Consider the following 20261-nt stretch of genomic DNA (forward strand, 5'->3'; position numbering starts at 1 on the left):
TCTCCCTTCCACACCACCGGCACCGTCAGAGAGGCAGTCAGGACATGAACGAGACATCGCACGGGATGAGCCGCCGCCGGGTGCTCGGCACCATCGCCGGGGCGGCGGGCGCCGTCGCCGTCGGCGCCGCCGGGCTCCCGTCGGCCGCCTTCGCCGGCAACGGGCTGCTCGTCCCGACCGGCAAGCGGGGCATCATCCTCTACAGCGTCCGCGACCGGATCAGCGCCGCCCCGGACGCCACCGGCGTGCCGTACGGGTTCGAGCGGGTGCTCGCCCGGCTCGCCGAGATCGGCTACAAGGAGGTCGAGTTCGCCGGGTACACCCAGCACACCTCGATCCTCGGCCGGCAGATCACCCCGGCGGAGATCCGCAAGATCCTCGACGACAACGGGCTGCGCGCCAACGGCTCGCACGCCTCGGTCCCGAGCACGGTCAGCCCGGACACCATCGCCGCGTTCGAGCAGACGCTGGACACCGCCGAGATCCTCGGCATGACGCACATCGGCACCGGCAACGACCCGACCGGCAGCAACGTCAAGGCCGACTGGGACGCCGCCGTGGACCGGTGGAACACCTTCGGCGAGATGGCCGCGGCCCGGGGCCTGAAGCTGTACACGCACAACCACGACGCCGCGTACAACTTCCTGCTGGACAGCGGGCCGCTGGACGCGCTGGGCCGGCCGACCCGGTCCTCCGGCGTCCGGAAGCTGGAGTACTTCATCGGCCGGACCAACCCCGAGTGGGTCTGGTTCGAGATGGACATCTACTGGGCGCACGTGGCCCAGCACCGGTTCCGCAGCTACACCGACCCGGACGGGGTGACCCAGACCAACGTCTTCGACCCGCTGGCCGTGGTCGCCGCCCAGCCCATCCGGTTCCCGCTGTTCCACGCCAAGGACGGCACCTACGACCCGGCCACCGCGGCCGGCTACGCGATGGTGCCGCTCGGCGAGGGCGACATCGACTACGGCAACTTCTTCGCCAACATGGGCGCGAAGGGTTACCACAACCCGATGTGGGAGCAGGACAACGCCCCGGGCGGCGCCGCCGACCCGGGCCGGTCGCTGCGCTTCGCGGAGATCAGCTACCAGCACATGTCGGGTCTGCGGGGCTGACCGACCCGACCGGAGGATCGCAGGGGGCCGCACCCGGGAAACCGGGAGCGGCCCCCTCGCGTCACGCGCCTGTGACGCCGGTGTGGCACATTCGGGGGGAGGTGATCGTGATGACGATGGTCGGACCGGAGAGCGCGGACCAGGCGCGGCTGCTGCGTCTGCTGCGCGACGACGGCCCGCGCTCGCGGGTCGAACTGGCCGACGCCCTGGGCCTGCCCCGGGCCCGGTTCATCGCCGAGGCGGACCGGCTGACCGCGCAGGGCCTGGTGGAGACCGCCGGGCCGGCCGCGTCCCGGGGTGGGCGCCGCTCCTCCCTGCTGCGGGTCGGCCGGCAGGTGCGCTTCGGCGCCGTGCGGGTCGGCGACGGGCGGCTGGAGGTCGCGCTCACCGACGGCGAGCTGACGCTGCTCGCCCGGCACGACGAGCCGGTCGACGTCCGGCTCGGCCCGGAGGTGGTGGTCGGCCGGGCGGTCGAGCTGCTCGGCAAGCTGCGGGCCGAGGCCGGGCTGACCCGGCTGGCCGGCGTCGGGGTGGCGCTCCCCGCGCCGGTCGCCGTGCGGGAAGGCGCCCCGGTGTCCGCGCCCGCCCTGCCCGGCTGGCACCAGTTCCCGGTACGCGACACCATCGCCGCCGAGCTGGGCTGCCCGGTGCAGGTCGACAACGACGCCAACGTGATGGCCCTGGGCGAGCGGCACGCCGGCACCGGCCGGCCGTTCGACGACTTCCTCTACGTGAAGCTGGGCGACGCGGTGGGCTGCGGGCTGGTGCTCGGCGGGGCGCTGTACCGGGGCGCGGCCAGCGGCGCCGGGGACATCGGGCACCTCCAGCTCACCGAGGACGGGCCGCTCTGCGGCTGCGGCAACACCGGCTGCGTCGAGGCGTACTGCGGGAATGCCGCCCTGGTGCGGGAGGCGGTGACGGCCGCGCGGGCCGGGCGCTCGACGGCGCTCGCCGACCGGCTGGCCGCCGCCGGCGCGCTCACCGTGGCCGACGTGGCCGCGGCGGCGACCGCCGGGGATCCGGCCGCGCAGACGCTGGTCCGCGACGCCGCCCGCCGGCTCGGGCAGGTGCTGGTCGGCCTGGTCAGCTTCGTCAACCCGGCCATCGTGATCATCGGCGGCGCGGCACCGGGCGTCGGGCCGGTCCTGCTCGCCGAGATCCGGGGCGTGGTCTACCGGCGCTCCACCCCGCTGGCCACCGGCAGCATGCCGATCGTCCTCTCCGACCTCGACGACCGGGCCGGCCTGGTCGGCGCGGCCCGGCTGGTCAGCAACCAGGTCTTCGCCGCCTGCTGAGGGCCCGCCTCGGGGCCGGCCACGCCGGCCCCGAGGCCCGAGAGGTCAGTCCCGGCTGCTGCTGAACGCCGCGTCGAAGGCGGCGGCCGGGGCGTCGAAGGCGAGCCGGCGGACGAACTGGAGCGCCTCGGGGGCGCCGACCAGGCGGTCCATGCCGGCGTCCTCCCACTCGATCGAGATCGGGCCGGTGTAGCCGATCGCGTTCAACGCGCGGAAGCAGTCCTCCCACGGCACGTCCCCGTGGCCGGTGGAGACGAAGTCCCAGCCGCGCCGCAGGTCCGCCCAGGGCAGGTGGGAGGAGAGCCGGCCCCGCCGGCCGTCGCCCGTACGCACCTTGGCGTCCTTGCAGTCGACGTGGTAGATCCGGTCGGCGAAGTCGAAGATGAAGTTGACCGGGTCCAGCTCCTGCCAGACGAAGTGCGACGGGTCCCAGTTCAGCCCGAACGCGGGCCGGTGGCCGATCGCGTCGAGGGCCCGCTTGGTGGTCCAGTAGTCGTAGGCGATCTCGCTGGGGTGCACCTCGTGGGCGAAGCGCACGCCCACCTCGTCGAAGACGTCCAGGATCGGGTTCCACCGGTCGGCGAAGTCCTGGTAGCCGCGTTCGATCATGGCCGGCGGGACCGGCGGGAACATCGCCAGGGTGTGCCAGATCGACGAGCCGGTGAAGCCGACCACCGTCTTCACCCCGAGCTTCGCCGCCGCCCGGGCGGTGTCCTTCATCTCCTCGGCGGCGCGCCGGCGTACGCCCTCGGGCTCGCCGTCGCCCCAGATCCGGGCGGGGAGGATGTCCTGGTGCCGCTCGTCGATCGGGTGGTCGCAGACCGCCTGGCCGACGAGGTGGTTGGAGATGGCGAAGACCTGGAGGTTGTGCTTGGCGAGGGTGGCCCGCTTGCGGTCCACGTACGACTCGTCGGCGAGCGCCTTGTCGACCTCGAAGTGGTCGCCCCAGCAGGCGATCTCCAGGCCGTCGTACCCCCACTCGGCGGCGAGCCGGCAGACCTCGTCGAACGGAAGATCGGCCCACTGGCCGGTGAAGAGCGTGATGGGTCGCGCCATTTGTCCTTCTCCCCTGTCGTGATGGGGGATTCCGTAGCGGACCGGGGCGAGGCGACCGGGTGCGGGCGGCCGCGGACGGCACCGGCGGACGCGCTCACGTCCAAGCCCCGACGGGTTGCGCCTCCCGTCGGGTCGCCGGCCACCTCGCGGTCGCCGCCCTCACTCTAGGTCGGCCGCAGCCGGCGCGGAAGGGCCGGGGACCGTCAGGACAGCTCCGCCTCGTCCTCCGGGGCGGGCAGTTCGGCGCGGATCAGCCAGCCCCCCTCGGCGCGCGGGCCGGCGTGGAAGGCGCCGCCGACCGACTCGGCCCGCGCCCGCAGCCCGGAGCCGGCGCCGGGGGTGGTGGGCCCGTCGCCACGGATCTCGACGGTGAGGCCGGCCGGGGTGTAACGCAGCCGGACCGCGACGGCCGCGCACGGCGCGTGCCGGTGCGCCTCGGCCAGCGCCTCCTCGATGATCCGGTACGCGGCCGCGTCGACGGCGGCGGGCAGTGGGCGGGGCTGGCCGCCCAGCGTCCAGCGCACCGGCCGGCCGGCGAAGTCGTCCATGAGCGTGTCCAGCCGGGTGAGGCTGGGCGCCGGCCCGGTGGGCGCGGTCGGTCGCCCGTCGCCACGCAGTGCGCGGACCAGGGCGGCCCGCAGGCCGCCACCCATCCTCGGGCGCGCCTGGGCGACCCGACGCCACCGCTCCAGGCGTCCCACACGGTCAAGGTACGGCAGCACTCCGGCCGCGGACCGGGCGGATCCCGCAGGTCGCCCGGTCCGCGGCCGCCCCCGCCCGTCAGGGAAGGGTCCACCGCTGGTTCGCGGCGCCGGTGCAGGACCAGAGCTGCACCGGGGTGCTGTCGGCGGAGTTGTTGCCCGCCACGTCGAGGCACTTGCCAGACTGCGGGTTGCGCAGCGTACCGTCGGCCTGCGCCGACCAGTTCTGCGCCCCGGTGCCGTTGCACATCCAGAGCTGGATCTTCGTGCCGTCGGCCGAGCCGCCGCCGGACACGTCCAGGCACTTGCCCAGCGCCTTGACGGTCGAGTTAGGGGTCACCGTCCAGGTCTGCGCGGTGCTGCCGTTGCAGGTGTAGAGCTGGATCTGGGTGCCGTCGGCGGTGGCGCCGCCCCGCACGTCCAGGCACTTGCCGGCCAGCCCTCGGACCGGGCCGGTCCCGCCGCCGCTCCCACCGCCGCGGACCAGGGTGAAGTCGTCCACGTCGAACAGCCCGGTGCCGGTGCCGGCGAAGGTGAGATAGACCGTCTGGCTGCCCGACGGCACGCCGGCCAGCGCGGTGGTGACGTCGGCGAAGGTGGTCCAGCTGCCGGTGTTCGGCACCGCCACCTGGCCGAGCACGGTGCCGGTCGGGGAGCCGGTGCGGAGCTGGAGGGTGCCGCCCGGGCCGCCGGAGACCACCCGGGCCCGCAGCGCGGTCACCCCGGTCAGGTCGAGCCCCTGGTACGCGGCCCAGTCGCCCGGGTCGACGTACCCCAGGGTCTGCCCGCCGTTGGCGCCGGCCTTGGTGAACGGGGTGACCCCGCTGGCCGAGCTGAACGCCTCGGCCTGCACGGTGGTGCTCCCGGTCGGCGGCGGGGTGGTCCCCAGCTCCTTGATCCGCACGTTGCGGAACGACACGTCGTCGCCGGTGCCGTGGTTCTGGAGGCCGATGTGGCCGGCGAGCGACCGGGCCGGGTCGGTGTTGGTGAAGTCGTTGATCTTCACTCCGTTGAGGAAGACCTGGAGCCGCTCCCCCTCGACCAGCAGCTCGTAGGTGTTCCACTCCCCCGCCGGGTTGAGCGCCGCGTCCCGGGCGGCCAGGTCGGCGGACTTGAACGTGTAGACCGCGCCGGTGGTGCGGTCGGCGCTGTCGGTGGGGTCGATCTGGATCTCGTAGCCGTTGTTCACGGCCGACCAGGGGTCGCTCGACGGTGGGAAGCCGATGAAGACGCCGGAGTTGTCGTCGCCGGCCAGCCGCCAGTCCAGCTTCAGCGAGTAGTTGGTGAACTGCTTGGCGCTGTACCAGTACAGGCCCATCCCGCCGACCGAGGTGAGGGTGGCGTCGGCGTTGGTGAAGCTGCCCGGCCCGGCCTGGGACCAGCCGGTCGTGGCGCCGTTGTAGAGCGCCGTGTAGCCGGTCTCGGGGCGGCAGTCGGCCTTGCTGCGGCCGGCCGCGTACCGGATGCCGCCGAGCAGGTGGGCGCGGAACGCGGCCTCGGTGTAGGAGGCCTGGGTGTGCCCGCCGCCGGTGTAGAAGGACCGGCCGCCCGCGTACGCCTTGCACCAGGCGTGCGGGTGGTCGCCGCCCATGGAGCCGCCGGAGTACGACGACTCGTCGAGGGTGGCCAGCACGTGCGCGGTGGACCGGGCGTTGGTGCGGTAGTTGTACCACTCGTCGGTGCGGTTCCAGGTCTGCGGCAGGTGGCCGGTGGCGGCGTGCCCGCGGTCCTCCACCTTCACGTTGGCCGGCTGGATAGCCGGGTGGGAGGCGAACCAGGCGCCCACCAGGTTGCCGTAGAACGGCCAGTCGTACTCGGTGTCGGCGGCGGCGTGCACGCCCACGTAGCCGCCGCCCGCGCCGATGTACGCCTCGAAGGCGGTCTGCTGCGTGGCGTTCAGCACATCGCCGGTGGTGTTGAGGAAGACCACGGCCTCGTAGCGGGCCAGGTTGGCGGTGGTGAACTGGGCGGCGTCCTCGGTGGCGGTGACGGTGAAGTTGTTCGCCGCGCCGAGGTCGCGGACGGCCTGGATGCCGGCCGGGATGGCGTCGTGCCGGAAGCCGGCGGTCTTGGAGAAGACCAGCACGTCGTAGGGGGCGTCGGCGGCGGCCGCCGGGGTGGCCGGGGTGGTGCAGGCGAGCGTGGCGAGGACGGCGGTGGCCGCGCCGAGGACGGGTCGGAGGAGTCTCATGTCGCTCTCCAGGTCCGGACGGGGTGCGGGGCCGGGCGGCCGGCCCCGCACCGTCGGGTCAGGGCAGGATCCACTTCTGGTTCGCCGCGCCGGTGCAGGTCCAGAGGTGCACGGGGGTGCTGTCGGCGGAGTTGTTGCCGGAGACGTCCAGGCACTTGCCGGACTGCGGGTTGCGCAGGGTGCCGTCGGCCTGGGCGGACCAGTTCTGCGCGCCGGTGCCGTTGCAGGTCCAGAGCTGGATCTTCGTGCCGTCGGCGGTCGCGCCGCCGGAGATGTCCAGGCACTTGCCCAGCGCCCTGATCGTCGAGTTCGGGGTCACCGTCCAACTCTGCGCCGTGGTGCCGTTGCAGGTGTAGAGCTGGATCTGGGTGCCGTCGGCGGTGGCGGCGTTGCGCACGTCGAGGCACTTGCCGGCCAGCCCCCGGATCGGCCCGGTGCGCACGCCCGACGTGGTGAGGGTGAACGAGTCCACGTCGTAGAGGGCGCCGGCGCCGCCCGCGAAGGTGAGGTAGAGGGTGGTGGTTCCGGCGGGCGGGTTGGCGATCGCCCCGGTCACCGTGGTGAAGGTGTCCCATCCGCCGGTCACTGGCACGGTGGCCGAGCCGAGCACGGTGCCGGTGGCGGAGCCGGCCCGGACCTGGAGGCTGCCGCCCACCCCGGCCGAGGAGACCCGGGCGCTGAACCCGGTGACGTTGCCGAGCTGGTAGGGCTCGAACGCGATCCAGTCCCCGTTGTGGATGTCACCGACCGTCTTGCCGCCCTCGGCGGTCGCCTTGTCGAAGGTGTTGATCCCGGCGGAGGTCTTGAAGTGCTCGGCCTGCCGGTGCCGGGGCTGGAGGGTGTGCTGGGTGTGCGTGGTCAGGCCGCCGGCGTCGGTGTACTCGGCGTCGAAGATCGCGAAGATGTTCGCCGCGTCGTCGTGCTCGCCGTCGACCGGGATGGTGATCGACCCGGTGCAGCCGGTCGACGAGGTGATCTGGTGGCCGTGCTGGTCGTGGCCGAGCACGTAGGTCATCTTGACCCGGGTGCAGTCGATCGTGCCGTCCTCCGGATCGGTGACGGTGATCCGGAACGGCACGGTGTCGCCGAAGGAGAAGAGCTGGCCGTTGCCCGGGCTGTTCACGGTGACCGTCGGCGCGGTGTTGCCGACGGTGATCACCACGCCGGCGGTGCCGGTGGCGCCCTGCGCGTCGCGGACGGTCAGCGTGGCGGTGTACCGGCCGTTGGCGGTGTAGGTGTGCGACGGGTTCGCCGCCGTCGAGGTGCCGCCGTCACCGAACGCCCAGGCGTAGGTGAGCGACCCGCCCTCCGGGTCGGACGAGCCGGCCGAGGAGAAGGCGACGGCCAGCGGGGCCGTGCCGGAGGTCTTGTCGGCGGCGGCCCGGGCCACCGGGGCGCGGTTGCCGCCGCCCAGGTAGTCGAAGCGGTACAGCGCCGAGTTGGCGTCGCCGTTGAAGTAGCCGGTGCCGTAGTCGAGCACGTAGTAGGACCCGTCCGGCCCGAACGCGGAGTCCATCACCTGCTTGCCGGTCCAGGGGAAGGTGTCGATGGTGCCGGGCGAGCCGTCGGCGTTGAGGTGGATCGGCTTGATCCAGCCGCGGCCGAACTCGGTGGCGAAGAACTGCCCGTCGAAGGACTGCGGGAACTTGGTGGTGGACGGGTTGGCGGCGTTGTACCGGTAGACCGGGCCGGCCATCGGCGACTCCGAGCCGCCGCCGAACTCGGGCGGGCTGCCGGCGTCGCCGGCGTAGCGGATCCAGGCCGGCTTCGCGGCCGGCAGGGTGCCCTGGCCGGTGTTGCGGAACGAGTTGTTCGTCGGGCCGCCCGCGCAGTTGTACTTGGCGCCCGCGGTGCCGGTGGCGAAGTCCCACTCGGCGTACGTCTCGGCCGCCGTGTTGGTGCCGGTGCAGTACGGCCAGCCGTAGTTGCCCGGCCCGGTGATCCGGTCGAACTCGACCTGCCCGGACGGGCCGCGGGCCGAGCTGGTGCCGGCGTCCGGGCCGTAGTCGCCGACGTAGACGGTGCCGGTGGCCTTGTCCACGCTCATCCGGAACGGGTTGCGGAAGCCCATCGCGTAGATCTCCGGCCGGGTCCGCGCCGTGCCGGACGGGAAGAGGTTGCCGGCGGGGATGGCGTACGACCCGTCGGCGTTCACCTTGATCCGCAGGATCTTGCCGCGCAGGTCGTTGGTGTTGCCGGCGCTGCGCTGCGCGTCGTACGCGGGGTTGCGCTCGGTCCGCTCGTCCAGCGGCGCGTAGCCGCCGGAGTCGAAGGGGTTGGTGTCGTCGCCGGTGGAGACGTAGAGGTTGCCGGCCGCGTCGAAGTCGATGTCGCCGCCGACGTGGCAGCACAGGCCCCGGTCGGCCGGCACGTCCAGCACGTCGACCTTGCTCGCCTGGTTGAGCGTGAAGTCGGCGTTGAGGTTGAACCGGGAGAGCCGGTTGACCCCCCGCCACGCGGAGAAGTCGCTGCCGGTGGCGGGCGCGTCGCCGGCCGGGGTGGACAGCGGGGGCGCGTAGTAGAGGTAGATCTGCCGGTTGCTCGCGAAGCCGGGGTCGACGCCGACGCCCTGGAGCCCTTCCTCGTCGTGGGTGTAGACGGGCAGGGTGCCGATCACGGTGGTGACGCCGGCGGCGTCGGTGCGCCGCAGCGTGCCGTTGCGGGCGGTGTGCAGGACCGAGCGGTCGGGCAGCACCGCGAGCGACATCGGTTCGCCGGTCTCGGCGACGCCGCGGGCGAGTTCGACCTGCTGGAAGTCGCTCGCCACGATGGGGTGCGCGGACGCCGGAACGGGCGCCGCGGCCAGGCCGACCGCGCCGGCGGCCGCCGCGAGCAGCAGCGCCGATCCGGCGGGAAGCCAGCGTCGGGTGGGGGTGTGGTGGGGGCTGGACATGCCTCTGCTGTCCTTTCCTGACGCGCGCAGCCAGGATCGGGCGCGCGTCGCGCCGGATGCCGTGCGGGGGTGCTGCGGCGGGCCCGCCGGATGAGGCTCGGTGGGCCGTGACCACCGGTGGTTGCGGCCGGCCGGTGGTCACCTCGACGAGGCTGCCGATTGGGGGCGGTTCACCTCGACGAAACAGCTCTGTGCTTGCGCACGACATTAAGACCTTTCGATTCGGCTGTCCATAGCTTCCGCTGGTTCCGGAATGACTTTCGTCGATGAGCGACAAAAGTAGCGTCAGCGCCGGCGATCCACGGCCCGGGCCGCCAGGTCGGCCAGCGCCGCCCGGGCCGGCTCCGCCAGCGGCAGCCGGTCCAGGGCGGCCAGGGCCGCGTCGGCCCGGGACCGGATCATCCGCTCCACCTCGGCCCGGGCGCCGGACGCCGCCACGATGGCGCGTACCTCGGCGGCGCCCGCCGGATCCAGGGCCGGGTCACCGACCAGCGCCCGCAGCCGCGCCACCCCGGCCGGCCCGGCGGCCTCGCGGGCCAGCGCCAACAGGACGGTCGGCTTCCCCTCCCGCAGGTCGTCCAGATTGGACTTCCCGGTCACCGCCGGGTCGCCGAAGACGCCGAGCAGGTCGTCGCGGAGCTGGAAGGCGTCTCCGAGCGGGTCGCCGAACCCGGTCAGCGCCGTCACCACGTCCGGGTCGGCCCCGGCCAGAGCGGCACCCACCTGCACCGGACGGGTGACCGTGTAGCGGGCGGTCTTCAGCCGGACCACCGCGAGGGCGCTGGCCACCGAGCCGTCGCCGGCCGCGGCCACCACGTCGAGATACTCCCCCGCGATCACCTCGGCCCGCATCCTGGCCAGCAGGACGTGGCCCCGGCGCAGCCGCTCGCTGTCCAGCCCGCAACCGTGGAACATCTCGCCGGACCAGGCGGCGCAGAGGTCGCCGCAGAGCAGGGCCGTCTGCCGGCCGTACGCCTCGGGGTCGCCGCGCCAGCCGGCCCGGGCATGCCGGTCGGCGAACTCCCGGTGCACGGTGGGCCGGCCGCGCCGGCGATCGCTGCGGTCCAGGATGTCGTCGTGGATCAGCGCGAAGGCGTGGAACAGCTCCAGCGCCGCCGCGGCCACCACGATCGGGTTGCCGTCGGGGCCGCCGAAGCCCCGCCAGCCCCAGTAGCAGAACAGGGGCCGCAGGCGCTTGCCGCCGGCCAGGACGAACCGGCGGAGCACCTCGTGCACGTCTGCCGTGCCGTCGTCCGGCCGACCCGGCCCTCGCTCGCGCAGGAACGCGCCGAGCGCGGCGTCGAAACGGTCCCGTAGCAGGGCCGGGTCGGTCGGTGCGACGGTAACGGTCATGGTGCCTCCCGGGCCAGTCCGGCGAGCTGGAGCAGCAATCCCTTGACGTCGGTGGCGGCGACCCGCTCCCGGGCCGCGGCCGGGTCGGAGCAGAGCAGCACCGGCCCGTCTGCCGGGTCGGCGGGGAGCCGGCCGTGTGAGCCGCGCACCGCCCGGGCCCCGGCGTCCAGCCCCACCACGCTCATCAGGTAGCGCATGCCGAGCTTCTTGCGGGCCAGCGCGACCGCGGCCCGGCGCTTCGCCGCGCCCGGCGCGGCCGGGTCGAAGAAGAGTTCGGCCGGGTCGTAGCCGGGCTTGCGGTGGATCTCGACCAGCCGCGCGAAGTCGGGCGCCCGGGCGTCGTCCAGCCAGTAGTAGTAGGTGAACCAGGCGTCCGGCTCGGCCACCAGCACCAGCTCGCCGGAGCGGGGATGGTCCAGCCCGTAGCCGGCCTGGCCGGCGGGGTCCAGCACCTCGGCCACCCCGGGCAGCGCCGCGCATAGCTTCGCCACCGCGGGCACGTCGGCCGGGTCCTTCACGTAGACGTGCGCCACCTGGTGGTCGGCGACCGCGAAGGCCCGCGACGTCCACGGGTCCAGGTATTCCATGCCGGCCTGGGTGTAGACCCGCAGCAGCCCCTCGGCGCGCAGCATCCGGTTGACGTCCACCGGGCGGGAGACGTCGGTGATGCCGTACTCGGAGAGCGCCACCACCGTGGCGTCCCGCTCGCGGGCGGCGTCGAGCAGCGGGGCGAGCACCGCGTCCAGCTCAGCCGCCGCGGCGGCGGCGCGGGGCGAGGACGGGCCGAAGCGTTGCAGGTCGTAGTCGAGGTGCGGGACGTAGACCAGGGTCAGGTCGGGCGAGTGGTCGGCGAGGATCCGCTCGGCGGCCCGGCAGATCCACCGCGACGAGGGCATCCCGGCGCCCGGCCCCCAGTAGGTGAAGAGCGGGAACGTGCCGAGCGCCTCGGTGAGCGTGTCGTGCAGCTCGGGCGGGTCGGTCCAGCAGTCCGGCTCCTTGCGCCCGTCGGCGTGGTAGATCGGGCGCGGGGTGACCGTCCAGTCCACGTCGGCGCCCATCGCGTACCACCAGCAGACGTTGGCGACCCGGTAGCCGGGCTCGACCCGGCGGGCCGCCTGCCACAGCTTCTCCCCGCCGACCAGCGCGTTGTGCTGCCGCCAGAGCAGCACCTCGCCGAGGTCCCGGAAATACCAGCCGTTGCCGACGATCCCGTGCCCCGCCGGCGGCTCGCCGGTGAGGAAGGTGGACTGCACCGAGCAGGTCACCGCCGGCAGCACGGTGCCCAGCTCGGCGGCGAACCCGGCCTCGGCGACCGCCCGCAGCCGGGGCATGTGCGCCAGCAGCCGCGGGGTCAGCCCGACCACGTCGAGCACCACCAGACGCCGGCTCACCGGGTCACCCCCGCCGTCGTGGCCAGGCCGAGGCCGACCAGCTCGTCGCGGGCGAAGGCCAGCTCGGCGGCGATCCCGGCGGCCAGCTCCGCGTCGGTGCGCGGCCGCCGCGCCGCCGGCAGCACCCCCCAGGTGTACGTCTCGACGTCGAGGTGGTCGCAGCCGGCGGCCGGGCCGGCGTAGAGCGCGGCCAGGGCGGCCCGCAGCACCGGCACGGTGGAGCGCAGCGGCGGCTCGGGTGGAGCGTGCAGCGGCACGTGGTAGTGCACCCGCCACGCCCCGGGCAGCCGCGCGTCGAGGGCGGCGTCCAGGTCGTCGGCGGCGTACGCCGGGTCGGCCGGGTCGGCGGCGCCGGCGCAGCCCGCGGCCCGGGTCTGGTGCAGGAAGCGCGGCTCGACCCAGCGGCGCAGCGCCCCGGCCGAGCCCGCCGGATCGGGGGCCTCGACCGCGGCGGAGACCTGCACCTTGACCACCGGTAGCCCGCCGTCCCGCAGCCGCGCCAGGGCCTCGACCGGCTCCTCCCAGGCACAGGCGAGGTGCGCCAGATCCAGGCAGATCCCGAGCCGGTCGGTATCCATGGCTGACAATACCGCGCGTGCCTGTCCCGTGGACTCCACCAGACAGCCCGGTTCCGGCTCGAAGCCGACCCGGACGCTCCGCCCGGTGTCCCGCTCCACTGTGGCCAGCCCGGCGGCCAGGGCGTCGAGGCGGTGTCGGGCGGCCTCGGCCCGGCCGGTGTCCCACGGCGTGCGCCAGGCCAGCGGCAGGGTGGAGATCGAGCCGCGGACCGCGTCGTCGGGGAGCAGGTCGGCCAGCACCCGGGCCAGGTCCAGGGTGTACGCCAGCCGGTCCGGGGTGGTCCAGTCCGGGTGGTAGACCGCGCCCTTGACCACGGGCGCCTGGAAGGCCGCGTACGGGAAGCCGTTGAGGGTGACCACCTCCAGCCCGCGTACGGTCAGCTCGTGCCGGAGCCGGCGGCGGGCCGCCGGGTCGGCGGCGAGCGCGGCGGCGACCGGGGCGGCCAGCCAGAGCCCGAGCCCCAGCCGGTCGCTGTCGAGCGCCCGCCGGACCTCGACCGCGTACGTGTCGAGCTGGGCGAGGATCCCGGGCAGGTCCTCGGCGGGGTGGACGTTGGTGCAGTAGCCGAGGTGGACGGTCGTCCCGTCGGCGTGCCGGAGCCGCATCACTCGCCCCCGCGCAGAATGGAGTTGCCGGCGAAGGTGGCTTCGGAGCCGTCCAGGTCGGTGAGGTCCAGCCGGCCGGACTGGCCGTAGAACTCCACCGGGTTGCGCCACAGCACCCGGTCCACGTCGTCCTCGGTGAACCCGGCGAGCAGCATCGCGTCCCCGGTGGCCCGGGTGAGCAGCGGGTCGGAGCGCCCCCAGTCGGCGGCCGAGTTGACCAGCATCCGCTCGGTCCCGTACGTCCGTAGCAGCTCGACCATCCGCGGCGGCGACATCTTCGTCTCCGGGTAGATCGAGAAGCCGAGCCAGCAGCCGGTGTCCCGGACCAGCTTCACGGTGATCTCGTTGAGGTGGTCGACCAGCACCTGCCCGGGGTCGATGCCGGACTCGGCGACCACGGCAAGCGTGCGCTCGACGCCGCGCGCCTTGTCCCGGTGCGGGGTGTGCACGAGGGCGGGCAGGTCGTGCGCCACGGCCAGGGCGAGCTGACCGGCGAAGGCGGCGTCCTCGGCCGGGGTCATCGAGTCGTAGCCGATCTCACCGACCGCCACCACGCCGTCCTTGTCCAGGTAGCGCGGGAGCAGGTCGAGCACCGGGCGGCAGCGCGGGTCGTTGGCCTCCTTCGGGTTGAGCGCCACGGTGGCGTGGTGCCGGACGCCGAACTGGCCGGCCCGGAACGGCTCCCAGCCGACCAGCGAGTCGAAGTAGTCGACGAACGTGTCCACGCTGGTGCGCGGCTGGCCCAGCCAGAACGCGGGCTCCACCACGGCGCGGACCCCGGCCGCGGCCATCCGCTCGTAGTCGTCGGTGGTCCGGGACGTCATGTGGATGTGCGGGTCGAAGATGCGCATCACGCCTCCCTGGCGGTGGTGGGGTGCGAGCCGGCGCCGAGCCGGTCGAGCAGGTCGGTGGCGTCGGCGGGCATGCTCCGGCCGGCCGCGTGCCGCTCCGCGGCGAGCCCGGCCAGCATCGCCGCCAGCTCGCCGTCCGCCCGGCCGGTCAGGTCGTCGACGACGGCCAGCGGCACGCCGGTGAAGACGCACTTGAGCACCGCCTGGCGCCAGGCCGGCTGCTCCAGGTGCCGGGCGTACGGGCCGAGGGCGGCGGCCACCAGCCGGGTGTCGTTGGTGCGGATCGCGTCGTGCAGCAGCGGCACGCACTCCGCCCCGATCGGCAGCAGCGGCAAGGCGCGCAGCACGGCGCGCTTCTCGGCCGCGTCGCCCTGCCGGTAGAGCGCCTCGGCCGCCGCGGCGTGGTCGGCGGGGAGCGCGGTGAGCAGCAGCGTCCGGGCGGCCTCGTCGACGGTCCAGCCGGGCGGGTCGGGCAGCGGCGCCCGGCCGCACTTCCGGGCCGCGATGGCGAACAGCCGCGGGATCGCCGCGGGATCGGTCGCGACGCGGCGCAGGGCCGCGTCCAGCCACTGCGGATCGGGTACGCCCCGCAGCGCGGCGCGCAGTCGGTCGGGTGTCATGCCGTCTCCCCTCTGAGCCGGGTGGCAGGTGGTCAGCCACCGCCTTTGCTCTGCAGCCCCCCACGCAGCAGCGGCGATCCGGAGGTGTCGCCTCCGTGGCTGCGGAGCAGAGGGGCCGAGTCGATGGTGTGGTGCCGGTCGCTCCCGGCCGTTCGGGCGGCGGTGCGCAGGAAGTCCAGCGACCGGGCGGCGACGGCGGGCGCGGCGTGCGAGTGCCGGGGCAGCTCGACGGCCACCAGGCCGCGGTAGCCGGCGTCGGCCAGGGCCCGCAGCACCGGCGGGAAGTCGATCTCGCCCGTGCCGAACTCCAGGTGCTCGTGCACGCCCCGGCGCATGTCGTCGATCTGCACGTTGACCAGGTGGTCGGCGACCGCCGCGACGCAGTCGGGCACCGGCGCCGGCTCCAGGCAGCGGCAGTGTCCGATGTCGAGAGTGATGCCGAGGCCCGGCGGGGCGCCCAGGGCCTCCCGCAGCCGCCGCCAGCCGGCGATGTCCTCGACCAGCATCCCCGGCTCGGGCTCGAAGCCCAGCGGCACGCCGGCCGCCTCGGCCTCGGCGCAGACCGTGGCGCAGCCGGCGACCAGGCGGTCCCAGGCGAGCGCCGCCGGCACCTCCGGCGGGCGTACGCCGGCCCAGAAGGAGACCGCCTCCGTGCCGAGGTCCGCGCCGATCCGGACGGCCCGGCGGAGGAACTCGATCCGCCGGGCGGGGTCGTCGTGCAGCAGCGTCGGGGCGTGCTTGTGCCACGGGTCGAGCAGGTAGCGGGCCCCGGTCTCGACCACCACCCCCAGGCCGAGGGCGTCCAGCCGGCGGCGCACGGCGGCCACCCGCCGGGCCAGCCCCGGGGTGAACGGGTCCAGGTGGTCGTGGTCCAGGGTGAGCGCCACCCCCCGGTAGCCGAGGTCGGCGATGACGGCGAGCGCGTCACCGAGCCGGTGGTTGGCGAACCCGTTGGTGCCGTACCCGAGGCGCAGCGCGGCCGGGTCGAGCGGCGGCCGGCCGGCCGGGTGGTCCGGCCCGGCGGGCGCGGGGGGCGGCGGGGCGGTCATGTCGGCGAGATCAGTCGGGCCAGGCGGCGGCCGAGCGGGGCGGCCGCGGCGACGGCGAGGCCGAGCACCCGGGCGCCGGCCCGGGCGGTCAGCGCGCCCTGCAACGCGGGCAGCCCGGTGATGCCGGCCCCGACGGCGGCGCGCACCCGGGCCGGCGACGGGTCGGCGAGCACCCGGGCCTGCGCGGCGCCGTACCGGCCGGCGTAACCGGCGGCGAGCGCCACCGGCACCGGGTCGGGGCGGCCCAGCGCGGTGGCCGCGACCAGCGCGGTCCCGGCCAGGGTGGCCCGGGGCAGCCGCCGGTCGGCGCCGGAGACCTCGCGGCGGGACAGCGCGGTGACGGTCCAGGTGTGCGCGGCCACGGTGAGCGCGGCCGGCAGCGCCCGGACCAGCCCGTGCGCGGCCGGTGGCGCCTTCCGCCCGTCGCGCCCGCGGGTCGGCCCGACGCTCGCGCCGAGCAGCACGTCCAGCCCCCGGCAGGCGGCCATGACCGCCGGGCCGGCGGCGGTGTTCTTGGCCAGCAGGTCGTATCCCCAGATGGTGGCGGCGAGCGGGACCGCGACGGCGGCGGCCCGGCGGCCACCGGCGGCGCCGGCCAGGGCGAGCCCGGCGGCGGTCAGCCCGGCCGCGACCCCGAGCGCGGCGGCCGGGCGGATCCGGCCGGAGGGGATCGGCCGCTCGGGGCGCTCGACGGCGTCCAGCCGCCGGTCCGCCCAGTCGTTGGCGGCCATCCCGGCCCAGTAGAGCAGCACCGAGGCCCCGGCCAGCGCCGGCGTGCGCCGGTCCAGCGCGCCGGCCGCCGCCGCACCGGACAGCACGTCCCCCGGCACGGAGAGCGCGGCCGGCGCCCGGACCAGCTCGGCCAGGTCGGCGAGGCGGCTCATCGGGACGCCGCCGCGTGCAGCCCGGCGACGAAGTCGCGCAGCAGCGCCCACTGTTCGGCGAGGGCGTGCGTGGGCGCGTCGATGCCGTCCTTGAAGAAGAAGGCCAGCTCGGTCAGCGGCCCGGTCCGGCCGGCGGCGTGCGCCGCGGCGGTGAGCCGGGCCAGGTCGAGCACCAGCGGCGCGGCCAGCGCGGAGTCGCAGCCGTGCCAGGTGAACTCCATCCGCATCCCGGTGCCCAGGAAGCCGGCGAAGGTGACCAGGTCCCAGGCGGTCTTGAAGTCGCCCAGCTCGGCCACGTGGTCGATCCGGGTGTCGCCCTGCGGGACGTAGCCGAGGGTCTCCCCGAGCACCCGCTGCTTGCTGGCCACCTTGGCCGCGTTGGCGGCCGGTTCGGCGAGCGTGGCGCCGTCGCCGCCGCCGAGCAGGTTCACCCCGGACCAGGAGCGCACGGCCAGGTGCCGCATCGCGAACATCGGCGCGAGCACCGACTTGACCAGGGTCTCCCCGGTCTTGCCGTCGTGCCCGGCGTACGGCAGGCCGCGCTCCTCGGCCAGCGCCGCCAGGGCCGGCAGCCGGGCGCCGGTGGACGGGGTGAAGTCGACGTAGGGGCAGCCGGCGGTGAACGCCGCGTACGCGTAGTGCGAGCTGGGCGGCAGCACGTCGGCGGGGCCGGCCAGCGCCGCCCGCAGTGTGGCGAGGTCCTGGTGGGCCGGGTGCGGCTCGGGCGCCGGCTCGGTGGCGGAGACGTTGACCACTACCACCCGGTCCAGCGCGTGCCGGCGGCGGAACTCGGCCAGGTCGCGGGCCACCGCGGCGGCCCGCTCGGCCGGGCTGCCGCCGGTCGGTGCGGGACGCAGGGCCGCCTCCACCTCGGCCAGCTCCCCGGCGAGTGCGTCGACCAGCCGGCCGGGCAGCACGCCGGCGGCGGCGAGCGCCTCGGCGCGCTTGGTGAGCGGGGTGGCCACCACGTCGTGGCCGCCGAACACCAGGTCGGCGAAGGAGGGCAGGGCGGGCCCGCGCAGCTCGGGCAGCTCGGTGACACAGCCGGTCGGGTCAGTGAGCCCCGCCCGCAGGGCGAGCGCCCCGACCACGCTGGTGGTCGCGACCGAGCCGCGCGCTCCCACCAGCCAGACACCCGTACGCATCATGCTTGCCTCCCCGTCGTCGGGCCGCCGGTGCGGCCGGGGAATCCCGGTCCGGCCGCACCGGACGGCCGTGCTGATTCGTGCCGGCCGCGGGTTCGGGCGGCGGCACGCTCTCCGGGGCCGACCTCGTCCCCGCCGCGGGGCGCAACCGCGGCGGGCCCTCGCCGGTCGGCGCCGGAAAGCCCTTCGGGCGGCGCGGGCGCGCCGCGTGGACAGCGGTGTCGGGCGGCGCGCGGGGCGCCGCGGGATGGCTCGGTCAGGCGGCCAGTTCGGCCAGGGCGGGCTCCACCTCCGTCCAGGCGGCCTGCTCGGCGGAGCGGGTGACCGCGTCGAGCACGAGCTGGACCTGCAACGCGTCGGCGAACGACGGCGCCGGGTCGACGCCGGTGGCGACCGCCTCGACGAAGTCGCGCATCTGGTGGGTGAAGGAGTGCTCGTAGCCGATGATGTGGCCCGGCGGCCACCACGCCGACATGTACGGGTGCTCCGGCTCGGTCACCAGGATCCGGTTGAAGCCCTGTTCGGCCGCCGGCCGGGTGGCGTCGTGGAACTCCAGTTCGTTGAGGCGTTCCAGGTCGAACACCACGCTGCCCAGCGAGCCGTTGATCTCGACGCGAAGGGCGTTCTTGCGGCCGGTGGCGAACCGGGACGCCTCGTAGGTGGCGAGCGCGCCGCCGTCGAGCCGGGCCACGAAGACCGCCGCGTCGTCCACCGTGACCCGCCCCATGGCCCGGCCGTTGCCGTCGGCCTGCGCGGCCAGGCCGCTCGACCCGGCCGGCAGCGGCCGCTCCTTGACGAAGGTCTCAGTGACCGCGCTGACCCCGGCAATCCGCTGCCCGGTCACGTACTGGGTCAGGTCGATGATGTGCGCGCCGATGTCGCCGAGCGCGCCGGAGCCCGCCCTGTCCTGCTGCAGCCGCCAGACCAGCGGGAACTGCGGGTCCACGATCCAGTCCTGGAGGTAGACCGCCCGGACGTGCCGGATCTCGCCGAGCCGCCCGTCGGCGACGAGCTGCCGCATCAGGGCGACCGCGGGCACCCGCCGGTAGTTGAAGCCGCACATGGCGCGTACCCCGGCGGCCCGGGCCAGGGCGGCGGCGGCCGTCATCTGCCGAGCCTCCTCGACGGTGTTGGCCAGCGGCTTCTCGCACAGCACGTGCTTGCCGGCGGCCAGCGCGGCGATGGCGATCTCGCAGTGGCTGTCCCCCGGTGTGCAGATGTCGACCACGTCGATCTCGTCGGACTCGACGAGCCGCCGCCAGTCCGTGGTGTGCCCGTCCCAGCCGAGCCGACCGGCGGCCTCGGCCACCTTCGGCTCGTCCCGGCCACAGATGAGCGCCATCTGCACCCGGGCGGGCAGGTCGTACACGCGGTTCACGGTGCGCCACGCCTGGGAGTGCGCGGCGCCCATGAACGCGTAGCCGACCATGCCGACCCGCAGGACGCTGTCGTGAGTGGACAAGGTGGGTCTCCCCCCGTGTGTCAGAACCCGAGCTTCAGGTAGTTGCCCGCGTTCTCCTTGGTGATCGTCTCCGAGGCGAGCACGATCTCCTTAGGAACCTGGAGTTCGACCAGGTCGGACATGCCCTTGCCCTGGCCGATCAGGCGGGCCAGGGAGATGGCCGAGGAGGCCATCGACGGGCTGTAGGTGACCGTGGCCTTCAGCACGGTGTTGTCGGCCGCGATGTCCTCCATGGCCTTCTTCGAGCCGGCGCCGCCGACCATGAAGAACTCCTTGCGGTTGGCCTGGTTGACGGCGGCCAGGACGCCGATGCCCTGGTCGTCGTCGTGGTTCCAGAGCGCGTCAATCTTCGGCAGCGCCTGGAAGAGGCCGGTGGCGGCCTGCTGGCCGGAGTCGGCGGTGAACTCGGCCGGGCGGCGGTTGGCCACCTTGAGCCCGAGCGAGGCCAGGGTGTCGGCGAAGCCCTTGGAGCGTTCCTGGGTCAGCTCCAGCGAGTCGATGCCGGGGATCTCGCCGATGACCGGGTTGCTGACGCCCTTGGCCTTGAGCTGCGCGGCGATGTAGGTGGCGGCGGCCACCCCCATGCCGTAGTTGTCGCCCTTGATCTGGAGCCGGTAGGCCCGCGCGTCGGGGAAGGCCCGGTCCAGGTTGACCACCGGGATGCCGGCCTTCATGGCCTCCAGGCCGAACGCGTTGAGCTCCTTGCCGTCGTGCGGCAGCAGCACGATCACGTCGGGCTTCTGGGAGATCAGGGTGGACAGCGCCGCGCGCTGGGCCGCCGCGTCCGCGCCGGCCTCCACGCTCTTCAGCTCCACGTCCGAGTACGCGCCGGCCTGCGCCTTGGCGTTGTTGGTGATGGCGGCGATCCAGCCGTGGTCGGCGGCGGGTGCGGAGAAGCCGATGGTCACCTTCTTGCCCGGCTCGCTGTTGGCGCCGGTCGCTGCGGCCCTGGTCTGGGCTTCGGTCGGGGTCTGCTCGTTGCTGGTGCAGCCGGCGAGCAGCACTCCGGCGGAGAGCGCGGCCCCGCCGAAGAGCAGCCGGCGGCGCGACAGGTCACTTGTCATGACGGCC

The 20261-nt window shown here is 74.6% G+C and carries 16 protein-coding genes; 2 read left to right on the top strand and 14 right to left on the bottom strand.

Annotated features, from left to right (window positions below):
• Window positions 1-44: 44 nt before the first annotated feature.
• Together AC0OLQ_RS28625 and AC0OLQ_RS28630 are read left to right on the top strand one after the other, a co-directional pair.
• Window positions 45-1115 carry a sugar phosphate isomerase/epimerase family protein gene (locus tag AC0OLQ_RS28625; RefSeq protein WP_484528833.1) on the top strand — a complete coding sequence of 357 codons (1071 nt, stop codon included), beginning with the start codon at window positions 45-47 and terminating at the stop codon, window positions 1113-1115.
• Between the two features lie 110 nt (window positions 1116-1225).
• Window positions 1226-2410 (top strand): ROK family protein, encoded by a 1185-nt coding sequence (locus tag AC0OLQ_RS28630; protein WP_484528834.1) that lies wholly within the window; start codon window positions 1226-1228, stop codon window positions 2408-2410.
• A 45-nt stretch (window positions 2411-2455) separates the two neighbouring features.
• Here the strand turns inward: AC0OLQ_RS28630 and AC0OLQ_RS28635 are convergent, their stop codons facing one another.
• The 14 genes from AC0OLQ_RS28635 to AC0OLQ_RS28700 all read right to left on the bottom strand — a co-directional run bounded on the left by AC0OLQ_RS28635 (window position 2456) and on the right by AC0OLQ_RS28700 (window position 20254).
• Window positions 2456-3466: a sugar phosphate isomerase/epimerase family protein gene (locus AC0OLQ_RS28635; protein WP_357341252.1), complete on the bottom strand. Its 1011-nt coding sequence runs from the start codon at window positions 3464-3466 to the stop codon at window positions 2456-2458.
• 203 nt (window positions 3467-3669) lie between these two features.
• A complete protein-coding gene (locus tag AC0OLQ_RS28640) occupies window positions 3670-4167 on the bottom strand; it encodes a sensor histidine kinase (protein ID WP_484528835.1) in 498 nt (165 codons plus the stop codon).
• A 79-nt stretch (window positions 4168-4246) separates the two neighbouring features.
• Window positions 4247-6358, bottom strand: coding sequence for a ThuA domain-containing protein (locus AC0OLQ_RS28645; RefSeq protein WP_484528836.1), 2112 nt, complete (start codon window positions 6356-6358; stop codon window positions 4247-4249).
• Between the two features lie 58 nt (window positions 6359-6416).
• Window positions 6417-9251: a ricin-type beta-trefoil lectin domain protein gene (locus AC0OLQ_RS28650; protein WP_484528837.1), complete on the bottom strand. Its 2835-nt coding sequence runs from the start codon at window positions 9249-9251 to the stop codon at window positions 6417-6419.
• 285 nt (window positions 9252-9536) lie between these two features.
• Window positions 9537-10604 carry a polyprenyl synthetase family protein gene (locus AC0OLQ_RS28655; protein ID WP_484528838.1) on the bottom strand — a complete coding sequence of 356 codons (1068 nt, stop codon included), beginning with the start codon at window positions 10602-10604 and terminating at the stop codon, window positions 9537-9539.
• Window positions 10601-11995, bottom strand: coding sequence for an alkaline phosphatase family protein (locus tag AC0OLQ_RS28660; RefSeq protein ID WP_484528839.1), 1395 nt, complete (start codon window positions 11993-11995; stop codon window positions 10601-10603). Before AC0OLQ_RS28660 ends, AC0OLQ_RS28655 begins: the two co-directional genes overlap by 4 nt.
• A complete protein-coding gene (gene eboE / locus AC0OLQ_RS28665; RefSeq protein WP_484528840.1) occupies window positions 11992-13179 on the bottom strand; it encodes a metabolite traffic protein EboE in 1188 nt (395 codons plus the stop codon). Before eboE ends, AC0OLQ_RS28660 begins: the two co-directional genes overlap by 4 nt.
• Window positions 13179-14030: a TatD family hydrolase gene (locus tag AC0OLQ_RS28670; protein WP_484528841.1), complete on the bottom strand. Its 852-nt coding sequence runs from the start codon at window positions 14028-14030 to the stop codon at window positions 13179-13181. Before AC0OLQ_RS28670 ends, eboE begins: the two co-directional genes overlap by 1 nt.
• Window positions 14030-14650 carry an EboA domain-containing protein gene (locus tag AC0OLQ_RS28675; protein ID WP_357341233.1) on the bottom strand — a complete coding sequence of 207 codons (621 nt, stop codon included), beginning with the start codon at window positions 14648-14650 and terminating at the stop codon, window positions 14030-14032. The genes AC0OLQ_RS28670 and AC0OLQ_RS28675 overlap by 1 nt, the downstream gene beginning before the upstream one ends.
• Window positions 14651-14682: 32 nt before the next feature.
• The gene (locus AC0OLQ_RS28680) at window positions 14683-15699 is read right to left on the bottom strand and encodes a sugar phosphate isomerase/epimerase family protein (protein ID WP_484528842.1); all 1017 of its coding nucleotides are present in this window, start codon (window positions 15697-15699) and stop codon (window positions 14683-14685) included.
• Window positions 15696-16583 (bottom strand): SCO3242 family prenyltransferase, encoded by an 888-nt coding sequence (locus AC0OLQ_RS28685; protein WP_484528843.1) that lies wholly within the window; start codon window positions 16581-16583, stop codon window positions 15696-15698. Before AC0OLQ_RS28685 ends, AC0OLQ_RS28680 begins: the two co-directional genes overlap by 4 nt.
• The gene (locus tag AC0OLQ_RS28690; protein WP_484532455.1) at window positions 16580-17728 is read right to left on the bottom strand and encodes an inositol-3-phosphate synthase; all 1149 of its coding nucleotides are present in this window, start codon (window positions 17726-17728) and stop codon (window positions 16580-16582) included. The genes AC0OLQ_RS28685 and AC0OLQ_RS28690 overlap by 4 nt, the downstream gene beginning before the upstream one ends.
• Window positions 17729-17984: 256 nt before the next feature.
• On the bottom strand, window positions 17985-19190 hold the full coding sequence (locus AC0OLQ_RS28695; RefSeq protein ID WP_484528844.1) for a Gfo/Idh/MocA family protein: 1206 nt from the start codon (window positions 19188-19190) through the stop codon (window positions 17985-17987).
• Between the two features lie 20 nt (window positions 19191-19210).
• Complete coding sequence (locus AC0OLQ_RS28700; RefSeq protein ID WP_357341220.1) at window positions 19211-20254, bottom strand: substrate-binding domain-containing protein; 1044 nt, start codon at window positions 20252-20254, stop codon at window positions 19211-19213.
• Window positions 20255-20261 lie beyond the last annotated feature (7 nt).

It is taken from the genome of Micromonospora sp. Utrum1, assembly GCF_057197805.1.